Below are 16,343 nucleotides of genomic sequence, written 5' to 3'. Positions count from 1 at the left end.
CAATTATAAGATTCTGTTTGTATAGTTTTAGTAATTATACTTCTAAAAATTTAAAGTGAATTTTAGTAATCGGTGCTACAAATATAATATTTTAAGAATTACAGATAAGCGGAATAATTTTTTTACGGTAAGATATTTTATCAGTTTATTGATATTGAGAATACTTTTTGATTTGAGAGTCATTTTCAAAATTAACACTAAGATCAAATGTAACAGAAAAAACAGACCCGATACTCTTTTCACTTTCAACGTTAATTTCAGCTTTATTTAACTCCACATATTTTTTTACTAATGCTAATCCTAATCCATTTCCTTCAAACTCTCTTTTGTATCCAACATCTTCCTGAGAAAAAGGTGTAAATAATTTTTTACGGTATTCTTCACTCATTCCAATACCACTATCACGTATTTCAACTCTTATTTTATTATTATTCTCATATCTTACAAATACCTCAACATAACCTTTTAATGTATATTTAATTGCGTTATTAATCAGGTTTTGAAATATCTGATTTACAGTATATCTATCAGCAACAATTAATGAATTAACTATTGAATGAGTAAACTTCAACTCAAGTCCTTTATCGTCACTTAAGGATTTAAATTCATTAATCAACTTTTTAAGATCTTCTATTAAATCAAATTTTTCAAAAGTTGGTTTGTAATTTCCGCTTTGAACAGAAGACATATTTAATATCATATCTATTGTTCTTTGTAACCGCCTTCCTGCACTTTTAACAGAATCAAGAATAATTTTCAATTCTTCGTCCTTGCTCGAGATTTCATCAGCAAGCAATGGTATTGAAGTCAGGATAACATTAAGCGGAGTCCTGATCTCGTGTGACATCTGCGCAAGAAAGGCTGATTTTAATCTATCGGATTCTTCAGCTTTCCTTAGTGCTTCAACAAGTTCTTGCTGAACTCTCTTTATTTCAGTGATATCTAAAAGCTGCATCACATAATGTTTAACTTTATTCTTTTCATCCAGAACCGAAACTAATTTTACTATAACATTAATCTCTTTTCCTTCTTTTTTTAACAAAGTTTTTTCTGTGTGGATATCGGCAATTGGTTTTCCATTATATTCAAGTGATTCTATATCAAAACCTTCGAGGTCATTTTTTTCAAATAAGTATTTAACAGGAACCCCGATTATTTCATCACGTTCAAACCCAACAGTATTACAAAAAGATCTGTTAACACTTATAATTTTCCCTTCTGTAGATATAATAACTATACCGATAGGAGCGTTCTGAAATACAAGTCTGAATTGTTCTTCGCTTTTTTGAAGCAGGATTTCAGCTTTCTTTCGTTGGTTAATTTCAAAATTTAACTCTGCAATTTTGTCTTTGAATACATCGTGTAGTTTTTTGTTTAATGATTCAACTTCACCGCTTGATCTATCAAGTTCACCCAGCAGAATATTAACACGGTCTTCAAGAACTCTCAACTCATTTTTTTTGCTGATCTTTTTGCCTTTTAGTTCTGCAGAAATATTTGCCGAGTCAAGTGCTTTAAATATTTTTGCTAAAGGTCGGAAAGAAATCGAGCTTAAGAAATAAGTGAAAACTATCCCAGCCATCAGAATTGATAAACTGAATAATGCAGTCAACATTCGATTTTTAAGAATCTTATGCGCATCGTCGCCCGAATCAAATCCAACATAGATTTTTCCGGTAACTTTCTCCCTCTCAACAGGCAGTGCAACTCGATACACTTTTTCGTCCTGAGAAATCCCTTCCTTCTGAGATTTAGAAAGTACATAAAGGTTATTTTCAGCAATATCTAAGTTAATGGCATCTAATACTTCTCCGCTGGGTTTTTCAATAACTAAATAAACTGCCCCATTTAATTGAAGTAAATTAGAAATCGCTTCTTTATCAGTAAACTCTTTATCAGTAAAAGAACTCGGGCTTTGTTTAAAAAAGTTGATAAACACATCAGCTTTATAGGCATATTTTTCGTTTATCTGGTCTTCAAATTTTCTGGTAAAATATACAAAGATGAAGACTGCTACTACGATAAAGAACAATGCAAATTCAATTGTGAGCCTTAATTGCAGTTTTTGAGATTTAGATCTCATTTACTCCTGACTGTTAATTTTAAGAAATTACACTTTATAAGGAAAACAATAAACCTAATAATTACAACAATTAAAGTGCCGTATTATTCTAACTATAATATAAGAAAATTAGTTATTTTCGGAACAGATTACTGTAATTATTTTAGAATTATGTCAATTTTTAATCAATCTTGTGCAGATTGTCGGTGATTAACACTCAAAAAAGTAATTCTTATCTTTCACTTTTCAGATTATTATCTGCTGCTTAGTACACAAATTTGTGGCGTAAATTCTGAACTGTTATTTAAGCTTAATGTCAATTCCAACCGGACAGTGATCTGACCCCATAACATCCGGCATAATAAAAGCATCTTTTACATTATTCTTAAAATTATCACTCACAAAAAAGTAGTCGATTCTCCAGCCAACATTTCTATCGCGGGCACGTGTTAACTGATCCCACCAAGTATAATTATCCGGTTCGTCATTAAACATTCTAAAAGTATCCTGATAACCATTTGAAATGAACTTATCCAACCATTCTCTTTCGATAGGCAGAAATCCGGATACATTGGAATTTTCTTTTGGTCTGGCTAAATCAATTTCTTTGTGTGCAGTATTAACATCACCACAAATAACAAGATTTTTTCCTTTCTTAACCAGCTTATTTGCATATTTCAGAAATGCGTCATAAAAATCCATTTTATATTGTAATCGTTCCTTATTCATCTTTCCATTTGGATAGTAAATGTTAAGCAAAACAAAATCTTTGTAATCCGCTATTATAATTCTTCCTTCATCATCAAACTTTGGAATGCCAAAACCATGCTCAACTTTAATCGGCTCTTGTTTGGTGTAGATTGCAACACCACTGTAGCCCTTTTTAACTTTGGAAGAAGTGAAATATGATTTATATCCGTTTATATTTAACAGTTCTTCAGAAAGTTGTTCAGGTGCAGCTTTAGTTTCCTGCAAACAAAGTATGTAAGGATCTTCAGTCAAAAACCAATCAACAAACCCTTTTTTTTGTATTGCACGAATGCCATTAACATTCCATGAAAGAATACGCATAAAAACAGTCCCTTTAATTTTTTAATTAACTATAAAAATATTCTCCATAACTGAGTAACAAAGAAAGTAACAGTTAATCCTAATAGTATTGGGAGAAAGGTTGATATAACAGTCCACTTTACACTTTTAGTTTCTTTATAAATTGTATAGATAGTAGTTGAGCAAGGATTATGAAGCAAGCTGAAAAGCATCAGATTGATTCCTGTTAATAATGTCCAACCGCCGGCGTGGAGAATTTGTGCAGTATCAGCAGCAGAATCTAACTCAAACATTACCCCGCTACCACCGCCAAGATTGGTTAAACCAAGGTTAGCAACAGTCAGCATTAATACAGTTGGTATTACAATTTCATTGGCAGGAATAGCAATTATATAAGCAAGAATAATTACTCCGTTAAGTCCAAAGATAAAAGCAGCCGGGTTAACCCAGTTTATAAAATGATCTGCAAGAGAAATTCCATCTACTGTAATATTAGCTACCAGCCAGATAACCATTCCTGCTGGCAATGCAAATACAACTGCTCTCCACAAAACAAAAATTGTTCTATCGATAAGAGAAGTATAAAGTGTTTGCAACAATCTTGGCGGACGATATGGAGGAAGTTCCAGGCTAAAAGCTGATGCCTCGCCTTTTAATAATGTTTTTGATAATCCCCATGAAACAATTAAACTGAATGTAATCCCTAAAACTGCAATAAAAACAACAGCAGCAGCAGAAGCAATTCCAGCCAGATAAGCAGGAGCAGCAGCTCCAATAAAAATTGTAGCAATCAGTATTTGTGTCGGCCATCTTCCATTACACAATGAAAAATTATTTGTAATTATTGCAATCAGTCTTTCACGCGGGGAATCAATTACTCTTGTGGCAACTACACCTGCGGCATTACATCCAAATCCCATTGCCATAGTTAGTGCCTGTCTTCCGTGAGCTCCTACTTTTTTATAAAGCGGGTCCATATTAAATGCAACACGGGGTAAATATCCAAAGTCTTCTAATAAAGTGTAAACCGGAAAAAATATAGCCATAGGCGGAAGCATTACACTAACAACCCAAGCCATAGCAAGATATGCTCCATCAATTAACACACCGCTTAACCACCAAGGCATAAATGAATCTGTAAAGTTTTTGAGTATTGGATGTAAGCTGTCAACAAGGACCGAAGAAATTAAAGCAGAAGGATAATTTGCACCAACTATTGTAATCCAAAAAACAACAGCTAAAATTAAAAACATAATCGGAAAACCGAGATATTTACTGGTTAAGATTTTGTCTAAAGTTCTATCAAAACTAAATGCCTGTTTTTTATCCGGATATTCTACAACTTTATTAGCAATTGAAGTAGCATTTTCATAAATAGATTCCATCAATGTATCGTGAAGATTATCTCCAACCTCCCAGCGTAAATTATTTGCTGTTACCAAGATCGATTCTTTTCTTAATTCACCGTTATTCATATTGTTTTCCAAAATATTTTGGCTGTTCTTTCAGCATCATCACTCAATACTTTTATTTTGCATTTCTTTGAGTATTCGGAGTTATGTAATAAATATTCTCTATTCATTTTCTATACTTGCAAGTTCTTGTCTTTTAAGATTACCCAAATCGCCATTTCGAATTGCATCCATAATACTTTGATCTCCTTCAAGTAATCTTAAAGCAACCCACCGGAGATTTGGTAACCCGGAAAATTCTTTTTCAATTTCATTACTTAATTTTTCAATCGCAGTATTAAGCTCTTTTGAGCTGCTTTTAATCCTGTATGGTTTACAAACATATTTACCTGAAGCAACATCAGAAATCATATTTAACAATTCATTCATACCCTCACCCTGCCGAGCCGAAGTAACAACAACGGGAATACCAAGTTCTTTGGCTAATGTTCTGTCATCAATATTAATTCCATTTCTTCTTGCTTCATCCATAAGATTAAGACACAATACTGCACGATCAGTTATTTCCAATATTTGTAAAACAAGATTCAGATTTCTTTCTAATCTTGTAGCATCAACAACAATAACTGTAACATCCGGCTGCCCGAATAAAATGAAATCACGTGCAACTTCTTCATCGGTGCTTGTAGATAGAAGTGAATATGTACCCGGCAGATCAACTAGTTTAAATTTTTTATCATTAAACTCAAATCCACCCTCAGCTCTAGTAACCGTTTTACCGGGCCAATTACCAGTATGCTGTCTTAAGCCGGTAAGGTAATTAAAAACAGTGCTTTTACCGGTATTCGGATTTCCTGCAAGTGCAACCACAAAATCGAAACTGCTCATATCAATCCCGAGCTTTTTCAGATTGCCCATATTATGCACAGGACAATTAGCACAATTACTCATTTCTAACTTATTCAATTTTCAACCTCATTATTCTCAATAAATATTCTATCAGTCTGCTGTTTACGTAAAGCTACAATTGTTCCTCTTACTCTGTAAGCAATAGGATCATTTGTTAAACTTTCAAGTTCGGCTTCTATTTTTGTTCCCGGTACTATACCGAGGTCCATCAATCTTCTTCTTTGCTGACCTCTCAAAGACTTGGCTATCCCAAGTATTGTACCTTTTTCTCCCACTTTAAGTGAAGAAAGTGTTTTAAAATTTTCTCCAATTTGTTTTTCAAGTTTTATAATTCCCACGGTAATATTTTTTGCAATTAAAGGTGATAGTACACATTCTTCTCCGTTCGCAATAAATTTAATTCGTCTATCTGTAATTGATAACATTCTTATCTGCATACCAGCATATAATCCTTCGGCAATAATCTGTGAATAAATTGCATAAGGCTCATCTTCAATGTGAATAATATTTGCGAACTCACCTGCCTGCATTTCGGTAAGAAGTTTACCTCTTCTTAAAGGTAAATCACCTTTAGCAGAAGGGATTGGATCTCCGTGCGGATCGAAAACAGGATTACCAATTTGTGCTGCCAACTGATTTGCCTGCTCAGGGCTTAATGTATGTTCAATCTCTTCAGCTTTAATGTGCCATTCATCTTCTGAAACACTTGTTTCATCGGCAAGATATTTTTCCCACAAACGATGAACACGAATAACACGCAGCGCATAGGATCTTCCGTCAGGGGTTAAAACTAATTCGTTCTTTTTTGCATTTACTAATCCAAGTGCTTCCAGCTTAGAAATAATATCAGTGGCATCATCAGCTGAAATTGAAAGATTACCTGCAACACCGTTTAAAGTACAGACAATCTGATGATATTCGCAGTTATATAAATACTTTAATGCATCTTCTATTAATATTTTTTTACTTGCAATTTTTGATCGTTTGACTTTTGCAATTATTCCTTTTGCAGGATAAAATAACATCGTAATAAAAATAATTACTGCAATGCCGATTATTAAAAGTGTTATTGGTTCATTCATGTCTTTACTTATTTAATCTTTTCTACAAAAATATTTGATGCAACTTTATTACTTAGATTTACATCGTTTCTATTAATCTTAATTAGTACCGAACCGTCAAAACCCAGTTTATCTTTTATTTTAATCTCTTTACCCAGATTGATCCCAATGTTGGTTATATAGGATAACAGATTTTTTACATCGTCATTTACCCGGACAACTTTTGCAGAATCGTTTTTATCCAACTCTGTAATTGCAACAACTGTTTTTGAATCTTTAATTTTTCCGCTCTTATCAGGGATAGGATAACCGTGTGGATCTATTTCCGGATAGCCTAAAAATTCTTCCAGCAGGTTGATCAACTCATCAGATGAAGCATGTTCAAGCTTTTCGGCTTCATCATGAATTTTATCCCAGCTCATACCAAGTGTTCTGTGCAAAAATACTTCCCATAACCTATGGCGTCTCAAAATACTTTTTGCATAAAATTCACCATCATCAGTAAGCTTAATACTTTTGTATTTTTTGTAATCAATAAAACCATCCCGCGAAAGTTTTCTTAACATATCTGTAACTGCTGCATTGGATATTTCCAACTTTTCAGCCAGTAAGTTTGGTTTAACTTCACCGTCATTATCAAGGTTTCTGTAAATTGCCGTCAGATAGTCTTCCTGAGAGATATTAACCATTTAAGTTCTTCTAATTATTATTTTAAGTGTGCTTAAAATAGAAAAATGTGAATATAAAAGGCAAAGTTAAAAACTCTGCCTTCCAACTATATCACACCAGTTCCTTCTTTAAATAATTTTCTAACTTATGTGGCAAATCAATGTTTCAAACATTTTTTTACTTTTTAATACTTTATCAGAGTTTTCAGCAGATACCTGTCGCTAACGGGTACTGGTATGGTTAGTTGCCGAGTTCGAAGCACCTTCCTATCAAGTTACAACTACTTTTGATACGGGCTACAACAGCTTGAATACGCACTAATCCAGCAATCGACTATACCGCAAATTACCCGCTGGCATATTTATCGTATTTGCAGAATATCATTTTTGTCAAAAGGAACAATAGGATTATATGCTACTTCCCCAAAATAGATGTCAGAGTCGGCAAAATAAGCATGTAACCTCCCCAAAAAACTTTTTGAGGTTCTTTTGCGATAGTTGCACCTGCTTTGCGAGCCAACTCAATCGTTTCGTGAACTTCTTGTTTGTTTTTCAGATTGAACGCTAAAGTCATTCAACTAAAACCTTGTGCAATTTTAGGTGGATTTGATTCGTTAATATCTTGTGCTAATAAATCTAGTGGATACATTCAAACTATGTCTCAAAAGTGTTGAAAATGATAACTTTCGGACAATCTTCAATTCCCTTAGTTTGAAATCCCAATCCTACTCGATAAAACTTTACGGATTTTTGTATATCTCACACGCCAAGTGCAATAATATTAATTCGATTCATCTTACAACTAATTTTATTTTCAGTCTTACATCGCTTAAATGTTCGTAACTGGCGTTTATAATTTCTTTCTCAGATAAACCATGTCAATCAGTTGTATTCCGTCTTCAAACATCGGATGATCGTAATTATCGGTAAAAAAATTCTTGATAAAATGCGATTTCTCAAATCCTAAACTTTCATAAAATGACAATATTGCAGGAGTTTCACCTGTACCAACGAGCATTGTTTTATAGTTGTCTTTGTAATAGTCTGAGACGAATTTTATCAATGTTTTAGCATATCCTTTACGCTGATATTTTTTATATGTCGCTATGTTTTTCAATTCGCAGGTTTCTTTGTCTATCTCTACAACAACACAAACTGTCTTCAAGTCGTTATCATACAACGCAAACATATCGCCACTTTCCAAATATCTATCAATCATATTCTCTTGCTCGTCTGCCAATAGCAATAAGTCAAGATATTGCTTCTTGTTATGGATAATTTTTTCTATTCTCATAATTTTCTCATTTCCTCAAAAAACTCATACAAAAATATTAAAGTAAACTGCTTTCATCTTATTAACTGTGTTGTCGCCCGCATTTACTTAGTGGTATGCGGCTTGGCGTAGTAGCTGATATTTAGTACAGTCGTTCAATCGAAGAACAGAAGTTGAGTTTAGTACTTCCGTTGATACGAAGCCGTTCAGCCCGCTTTTGGCAATACGATGTTGGGCGTAGTTTTTTTGTCGAATTTATTTGAAAGCTTCACCAGCAATATATGTGTCAAAATATTCCTGGAACTTTTTAATTTTTTTATTTTCGATTACGACTATATGCACAAAATCTGATTTGTATATTTTTTGTGTCTTAAGAGCCTTACATATCATACGTCCACTAACTGCAACAGAGTTATTGTCAGTTAGAAATCTTTCCAAGTGCAACTCCAAAACTTCTTCTGCTTTTTTTCCGATGGCTATCCATTCTAAAAACCCTTTGTGCCCATGTCTTGTTCCTCCTGCAGGATTATAAGGGTTATCAGGTTCTCCCCATTCAACATTCTCATGCAGTAAATCCAAGATTTTGTTTATTTCCTTTGCTGCAAAAGCTTCATAAAGTGATTTGACAATTTCAATATTGTTATGCGGTTCGTCCATTTATTGGAATTTTGATAAGTTAAGAATATTTGATTTTCAGATATAAAATTACGCCCAACGTTTTTGCAGCTACCCGAAGGGCGGGACTTTTACCACAAAACTTGATTTGGCAAACTAATGTTTGTTTAACCACAAAACTGTCTTTGTAACACGAAACCCCGCCTTTTGCCAAACCGATGTTATAGCCAGTGCTTTCTTTTCCACCCTGCAGTTGGGCAGGCATACTCTTTGGCAAGCTTTGGTCAGTGCGGATGCATTGTATGGCTTGCCAATGTGTATGACTGCGAAGGGTTGGCTTATAATCGTGGGTCAACATCTTCGCTTTCTAATGCTAATACTCCAAAAACACTTTCATGTATTCGTCTTAATGGTTCTTTTTTCACAAACCGTTCCAGTCCTTCAACGCCTAAAGCAAATTCTCTAATTGCTAAAGATTGTTTTCTAGAAAGTCCACGGTTTTTTAGTCTTTCAATATTTTCAGGCAGGTCGTACTCGGGTCCGTAAATAATTCTTAGATATTCGCTTCCTCTACATTTCACAGCAGGTTGTAAAAGTCCTTCTGTCCCTGTAGAAATAAAGTCGAACGGTTTTACAACCATTCCTTCTCCGCCTTTTTTAGTTAATTCCATCCACCAGTTTACAGCTTCGTCATAGCTTGTCTGGTCGTTAAGGTCAACAATTTTGTACGGTGTTGCCATAAATAGTTTGGTGTCACCCTTGCAGATTTTTGCAATATTTTCCATGTGCCATTCATTTGTTTTGTCAACGTGAACTTGTCCTTCGGTTGCCAAAATATGAAACGGAGCTAATTTATAATCGTCAATAGTGTCAACTGTCCAGCAATAGTTTTGATATGCTTTTACATATTTTGAAATCGCATTATTCTTTACCGCAAATTTTTCCAAAGAAGGTAAAGCATCTTTTATTCCTCTGTCAAAAGCTAATTGTAAAGCCTTTTCAACTTCAGGCAAAGCTCCACCAGCGGCTGCACCGACTGCTGCATACTGGTCTTTTAGCAAAGCTTGTGCTTTTGCAGACCAAGGCATTAATTCAGCATCTAAACAAACCCAGTCTGTGTTGAATTTTTTCCAGAAATTTGTTTTGGTCAAACATTGATTTACTCTTCCAACAAATTCCTTTTCAATTTCAGCATCGTTGAAAAAGTTTCTTCCTGTTCTTGTATAGCAAATTCCGATACCTTCATTTTGAACTCCAAAACGTTTTGTTCCTGATTCTTCGTCTTTACAAATTACCAATACAGCTCTTGAACCCATGTGCTTTTCTTCGCAAACAACTTTTTCAATTCCACGCTTCTTGTAGTAATTCAAAGCTTGGGCAGGATGTTCTAAATATTCAGGAATATCGCTTGTCGCACAAGGCGACATTGTTGGTGGAAGATAAATCAACCATTTCGGGTTAATTGCAAATCGGTTCATTATTTCCAATGCTGCAATAGAGTTTTCTTCTCGAATGGTGATGTTATTTCTAAGTCTTGTTTGTACAATACGTTTACCAATAACATCTTCAATATTTAATAAATCGTCATACTCTTGTTGCGAACTAAGTTTGTTTTGATTTTCATTAAAGTTGATTGGTCGTATAGGTTCGCAATAAACCATTTTGGCTTTTACAGAAACTAGTTCTTCTTCGGGATAACGTAAAGCTGTTAACTTACCGCCAAACACACAGCCGGTATCAATGTCAATAGTTTTATTTAACCATTCTGCTTCGGGAACTGGTGTATGTCCATAAACAACTTTTGCTTTCCCACGATATTCTTTTGCCCAACTATGTCTTACAGGTAAACCAAATTCATCAATTTCTCCTGTTGTTTCACCATACATACAGAATGAACGAACTGCCCCTGAGCCACGACCTTGCATTTCTTCTTTAAGACCAGCATGAGCAACAACCAATTTACCATTGTCAAATACGTAATGACTGATTAATCCATAAAGAAATTTCTCTACAGTTGATTTGAATTGTGCAGTTTCAGTTTCTAGTTGTTTAACTGTTACTTCTAATCCGTGCTTTAATTGAACCTGCTTTCCATTTAAGTATTTCTGTAATTTCAAGTCGTGGTTGCCAGGAACACAAAAAGCAACACCTGAATTAACCATACTCATTACCAAACGCAAAACACTTGGTGAATCAGGGCCACGGTCAACCAAATCGCCAACGAATATTACTTTTCTGTTTTCAGGAGCTAGAACGCTAAAGCCAAAATTATTTGCAGTTTCATCGGTTCTCTTTACTGAATAACCCAATTTTAAAAGAAGTTCTTGCAATTCGTCAAAACATCCGTGAACATCGCCAATGATGTCGAATGGACCCGTTTCATCTTTTTTATCGTTGTAAAGTTTCTCTCTTTTGATTTCAAGAACTGCATCAACTTCTTCGAGTGATTTCAGAACATATATTTGTCTAAAACCTTCGTCCTTTAATCCTCTAATTGATTTCTTTAATTGCTGATTTTGCTGACGAATTACATGTCCTCCGAAATTTCTGTTTGGTCTGCTTTGATTTCTTTCTTCACAAACTTTTACAGGTAAATCAAGAACAATAGCAACAGGCAAACAATGATATGTTCTTCCCAATTCAATTAGTCCTTTGCGAGATTCCTTTTGGACATTTGTGGCATCAATAACTGTTAGCAAACCACTTTTCAATCGTTTGCCAGCGATGTAATACAAAACATCAAAAGCATCATTTGTTGCTGACTGACTGTTTTCATCATCCGAAACCAATGCACGGCATTCATCAGAAGATAATATTTCTGTTCGTTTAAAATGTTTTTTGGCGAAACTGCTCTTTCCTGAACCCGAAACACCAATTAAAACAACAAGCGATAATTCGGGTACTTTAATTTCCATAAGTAAATATTGCCATTTGTGAAGGAGCTCCTATGTTTTCTACTTCGTCTCCGATAGGGAAAAGCTCCACTTTATAATTATATGTTTCTCCAATTTTGTTTGACCATTCTCTGAATTCATTTCTTGTCCATTCAAAACGATGGTCATCATGTCGCATTTCTTCAGCATCTAATTTGTCCCACATTACATTGAACTCTTGATTTGGAGTTGTCAGGACAACAGTTTTAGGTTTAGCAAATTCGAATAGAACTCTTTCAAATGCCTTTAACCTGTTTAAGTCTAAATGTTCAATGACTTCAACAACTGCTGCTGCATCAAATCCTTCCAATCGTTGGTCTTTGTATGTTAATGAGCCTTGAAACAAATTAATTCTTTCTTTTTGTTTCGGGGACATTTCTTCAAAATGTAATCGTTCCTTGGCTTTAATTAATTCATTGTAAGAAACGTCCATTCCAACTATTTCAGAAAATTGTTTTTGTTTTATCAATTGTCTGATTAATTTTCCTTCTCCACAACCTAAATCCAAAACACGTTCTGCTCCTGATTCGGTTATTTTCTCTGCGACAAGTTTTATTCGTTTGTCGTGTAATGTTTCTTTTCTTTTTTGCTTTTCTGTTTTTTCAACTAACTCATCGCTTAAGTCTCCAATTTCTTCGCCTTCACTTAATCTTTCAAGGGCTTGTCTCGATAAGGAATTTAAATTGATTAAGTAACGCCTAATTATTTGTTCTTTCTCAGGATGCTCTTTTAGCCATCCTTCACCTTTTTGCAAAAGTTTTTCAATTTCATTTTCACTTACAAAATAATGTTTGTCGTTGTCCAAAGTTGGAATTAAAACATAAAGATGAGATAACAATTCCTTTGTGGTTATTGTATGGTTTAACTTTAAAGTGAAATATTTACTATCGCCCCATTCAGGAAATTTAGAATCTAATTGATGTCTTATTAATTCAACTTTGTAGCCAAGCGGCTCAAAGAATTTGCGAATTAATATTTCTCCACCTTTTGGTGCAGGAATAACCGCAATAGTAACTTCAAATGGAAGTTTGACATCAACCAACTCGGGTTTGTCTTTACACTTTCCATTCATTGCAGATGAAAACGCTTTTGATAAAGCAACACTCATAAATGAGGATGCAACATAAGGTCGGTCGTTTACATAGTGTCCAAGAGCAAAGCCGTCACCACCCAAATTTCTTGCTCCACGAACCATGTCAATAGGGTCAATGTCAAGCAAAACGCTTATAGTTGTTTTCTCTTCACTTTTTTCAGGATAGAACACATGAGCTTTACCAACTGATAATTCCAAAGTTTGAAATTTGTCGGGATGCTTATGTAGCAAATAACCTAAGTCGGTCGCTGGTTTATGAGTGGTCGTAATGTTTAAAATCATTTTGTTAATATTATCGTTGTCGTGCGGTGGCAAAATTCAAGCTCTTTTGGTTGCGAAGCGTTCGCCCGTGCGTTGGGGCAACCAAATGTGCTTGAATGTGCGGTTGGCATTTCGTCTGTCATTTTATGTTTGGTCTGTCCGTCCTTTAGCATTGGCTATAACGTTTTTCGGCTTGGCGATGTGGCGGATTTTTAGCACAAAAGTTCAATAGAATTACTGCTGTTGAACCTTGCACAAATGTCCAATCGAAGCCGTTCAGCCCCGCTTTTGGCAATACCTTGTTGGTGGCTGCTCTATTTCTATTTACTGTCTTGTTCATCTGATTCTTCTTCATAAGCTTTGTGATATGCTGGTCCAAAAGTAATGTCGTAACCAACTCTATTTATTACAATCTTATTTATGCAGTCAACTGTAACTTTTTTTTCATTCACTGGTCGTCCGAACAGAGCCAAGTTTGGAATGCTTTGTGATTGTGCGTAATCCTTTAATTGAGGAATACGCCTTATTGATATTCCATAAATGGTTTCAAACGGAAACGCACCTGTCCTAATGTAGCTAAAATAGGAAGGGTAAATTATTCCGTCAAAACCTTTCTCCTTTGCTTTGAGTGCAATTTGTCGGCAAATGTTGTATGAATGTTTGCCTGCCAAAAACAGAAAATGAATAGCAATGTCAATACTTTCAAATTCCGTTATATTTTCCTCATCAAGTAATGTGGACAAGTCAAGCACTTTTAGTTTATGTGTCGGCACTAATTTAGCCACAAAAAGATTGTCTTCAACTGTTGTCCGACATTCGTGGAGACAAAGTTCTAAGTCAGGAGAGCCATAAAGAACAGGGAAACCAATATCGTCAAATCTGTTTTTACCTAAAAACTCATCAGGTGCAGTGTCATACTCACTGAAGTTGTGCGAAATTTTAGGATTTACTCTTACCCGATAAAAATATTCTTTGTCTGTAAGTTCTCTAATGGGATATGTGGTCAGAATTTTTTCAACTATTTCGTTTCGTTCGTTCTCATTTTGAAGCGACTTCAAAGGCTCAACTTCTCCAAGCATCCAAAATCTTGGACCGTAATAAAACATTCCTATTTCACCTGCTTGTTCAATTAGTTTCACATCGTCTACAAGCCAAGGAGAAACATCTATATCGGTTTTATTGAAGTGTTGCTGATTAAATTGAATTAAAGGTGCACCACCATATTCTTGTTTAAGAATTGTGCCTCTAACAAAAAATCTATAACACAAGTCCTGAACTAACCCTTTTGTCAATTTGTGTCCGTTGGTTGAATTGCACTTTGGGCATTTGTCTTTGTTGTCAATTCCGATTTTGAAAGCATCGATTTTTAGCCCTTCATCACGAAAACAGTCAGAGCAAAGAAGAATGTTGGTGTCTTCCATTTCTTGTCTGTGATTGTTTCCTTCAAATGCCATTATTGTTTTATATGCTTTTTCAAAATCTGCCATTTTTGTATGTTTTGATTGATGTTAGTGCTGTCGCCTAAGAGTTGCCACCAACTTATTGTTTACCGCAATAATAAAAATTTTAATTTTACTTTGCAACTTTACTGCAGGTAAACAACACTTCTTTATACACAGATTAGTAGTTCACAATTATCTAAAATTAAAAATCCATTCGATGATTTATAAAAACTGTTAAGCAATTATTAAGGTATTCTGCCTGTTAAAAGCTGTCCGAGCGACTCCTTTGGAGGGATGATGGGCATCAATGAATTGAGATATAACGGTTTGGCGCTTGGCGCAGTGGCGGATTTCGAAGCACTAAACTGTCAACCAGCACTGAACTTGAATAGTAGCACAAAGCTCCAAGTTTGCACAACTTGTCCCGCTTTACAGGATCAGCCCGCTTGACGCAACCGCGAAGCAGCACCGAAGGTAAACCCGTGTTAGCGGCTGGCTTCATTAGTTTCATTGGGATATGTCTTGTTGTATTTACTTTTTTTCCATAAAATAATTGTCAGTAAAATAGCAAAGATCCAAAGCAAAACAACTAAAATTATCATTGGGAAATTTGGAAGAGCTGTTGCAAATATGGAAATTGAAATGTTGTAAGAGGCGTGTAATATTATTGAAAGAAGAATACTTCCATTTGTCCCATTGTATAAAACCGTATATAGCACTGACAAAGGAATTACGAGTAACAGATATTGAAAAAGATAGACTGCTGCAAATGAAATTCCTTCTGAAAAAGTAGATGTAAACACTGTTTGCCAAAATAGTGTTCCTGTGTGCCAGAATGCCCATAATAAAGCAACGAACAAACTTGAAACTAAAAAGTTGTATGGTTTGTCCTGAAATTTACTTAACGCAAATCCACGCCAGCCTATCTCTTCCGAAAGTCCGCCATTGGTTAAAGCTAATACTAAAAAGACAAGTCCTGTTGCAAAAGTCCCTGTGTGCATAAAGGAAACTAATTGAGTAATAAGTCCCATTGAAGGAGTAAAAGCTTCCGTTCGATTAATAAAGTTGGTATCCCATTGACTCAATAGCGAAAAGTCATAGGTTGTATTGAACAATAAAATATCAATTCCAATTGATGCTAAAATTAAAATTGGAGTAACCACTATAGCAAAGAAATACCATTTAATACTTGTCTTCCATATCAGAAGGCGTTTAAGTAAACTTGTAGTGTCAGTCTTTCCATAAATTAATACCGAAATAATTATTGCAGAAAGTGATGGTCCAAATTCTGCAAGCCAAATAATTTCGGATGGAATATTTAGATTCAACAATCCTGATTTTGAAGCAGCATAAGGAACCCAGCCTGCCCAGGAGATTAGAACAGATAATGTGAAGAAGGTTAAAACAGGATATTTTCGGGCTACTGATTTCATAAACTTCTGCCTTTTATGTCTAATTAAACATTCGTTATTTAGTTAATAATATTTTCGTGAAGCAGTCTGTCACTTAAGCTTGCAGCTAACGATTCTGGACTTTGCGTTCGGGCGGGGTTCCGAGCACAAAA

General features: G+C 34.9%; 13 protein-coding genes. All 13 read right to left on the bottom strand.

Annotated features, from left to right (window positions below):
- Positions 1 to 145: 145 nt before the first annotated feature.
- The gene (locus ROY99_04515; GenBank protein MDT3695632.1) at positions 146 to 2,083 is read right to left on the bottom strand and encodes a PAS domain-containing sensor histidine kinase; all 1,938 of its coding nucleotides are present in this window, start codon (positions 2,081 to 2,083) and stop codon (positions 146 to 148) included.
- A 279-nt stretch (positions 2,084 to 2,362) separates the two neighbouring features.
- The gene (gene xth, locus ROY99_04510; GenBank protein ID MDT3695631.1) at positions 2,363 to 3,133 is read right to left on the bottom strand and encodes an exodeoxyribonuclease III; all 771 of its coding nucleotides are present in this window, start codon (positions 3,131 to 3,133) and stop codon (positions 2,363 to 2,365) included.
- Between the two features lie 29 nt (positions 3,134 to 3,162).
- A complete protein-coding gene (locus ROY99_04505) occupies positions 3,163 to 4,587 on the bottom strand; it encodes a nucleoside recognition domain-containing protein (protein ID MDT3695630.1) in 1,425 nt (474 codons plus the stop codon).
- A 99-nt stretch (positions 4,588 to 4,686) separates the two neighbouring features.
- Positions 4,687 to 5,490 (bottom strand): FeoB small GTPase domain-containing protein, encoded by an 804-nt coding sequence (locus ROY99_04500; GenBank protein ID MDT3695629.1) that lies wholly within the window; start codon positions 5,488 to 5,490, stop codon positions 4,687 to 4,689.
- The gene (locus ROY99_04495; protein ID MDT3695628.1) at positions 5,487 to 6,515 is read right to left on the bottom strand and encodes a metal-dependent transcriptional regulator; all 1,029 of its coding nucleotides are present in this window, start codon (positions 6,513 to 6,515) and stop codon (positions 5,487 to 5,489) included. Before ROY99_04495 ends, ROY99_04500 begins: the two co-directional genes overlap by 4 nt.
- Positions 6,516 to 6,523: 8 nt before the next feature.
- Positions 6,524 to 7,183: a metal-dependent transcriptional regulator gene (locus ROY99_04490; GenBank protein MDT3695627.1), complete on the bottom strand. Its 660-nt coding sequence runs from the start codon at positions 7,181 to 7,183 to the stop codon at positions 6,524 to 6,526.
- Positions 7,184 to 8,012: 829 nt separating this feature from the next.
- Positions 8,013 to 8,456: a GNAT family N-acetyltransferase gene (locus tag ROY99_04485; GenBank protein MDT3695626.1), complete on the bottom strand. Its 444-nt coding sequence runs from the start codon at positions 8,454 to 8,456 to the stop codon at positions 8,013 to 8,015.
- A gap of 234 nt (positions 8,457 to 8,690) precedes the next feature.
- The gene (locus tag ROY99_04480) at positions 8,691 to 9,092 is read right to left on the bottom strand and encodes a nuclear transport factor 2 family protein (GenBank protein MDT3695625.1); all 402 of its coding nucleotides are present in this window, start codon (positions 9,090 to 9,092) and stop codon (positions 8,691 to 8,693) included.
- Between the two features lie 296 nt (positions 9,093 to 9,388).
- Positions 9,389 to 11,965: a polynucleotide kinase-phosphatase gene (locus tag ROY99_04475; GenBank protein MDT3695624.1), complete on the bottom strand. Its 2,577-nt coding sequence runs from the start codon at positions 11,963 to 11,965 to the stop codon at positions 9,389 to 9,391.
- Complete coding sequence (locus ROY99_04470; GenBank protein MDT3695623.1) at positions 11,955 to 13,358, bottom strand: 3' terminal RNA ribose 2'-O-methyltransferase Hen1; 1,404 nt, start codon at positions 13,356 to 13,358, stop codon at positions 11,955 to 11,957. Before ROY99_04470 ends, ROY99_04475 begins: the two co-directional genes overlap by 11 nt.
- A 145-nt stretch (positions 13,359 to 13,503) precedes the next feature.
- A complete protein-coding gene (locus ROY99_04465; GenBank protein ID MDT3695622.1) occupies positions 13,504 to 13,677 on the bottom strand; it encodes a hypothetical protein in 174 nt (57 codons plus the stop codon).
- Positions 13,658 to 14,824, bottom strand: a complete 1,167-nt coding sequence (locus ROY99_04460; GenBank protein MDT3695621.1) for an RES family NAD+ phosphorylase — start codon at positions 14,822 to 14,824, stop codon at positions 13,658 to 13,660. Before ROY99_04460 ends, ROY99_04465 begins: the two co-directional genes overlap by 20 nt.
- Before the next feature lie 440 nt (positions 14,825 to 15,264).
- On the bottom strand, positions 15,265 to 16,212 hold the full coding sequence (locus ROY99_04455; protein ID MDT3695620.1) for a CPBP family intramembrane glutamic endopeptidase: 948 nt from the start codon (positions 16,210 to 16,212) through the stop codon (positions 15,265 to 15,267).
- Positions 16,213 to 16,343: the final 131 nt, after the last annotated feature.

Origin of the sequence: Ignavibacterium sp., assembly GCA_032027145.1 — a bacterium.
GTDB lineage: Bacteria > Bacteroidota > Ignavibacteria > Ignavibacteriales > Ignavibacteriaceae > IGN3.
This window is presented reverse-complemented; position numbering and strand designations above follow the sequence as displayed.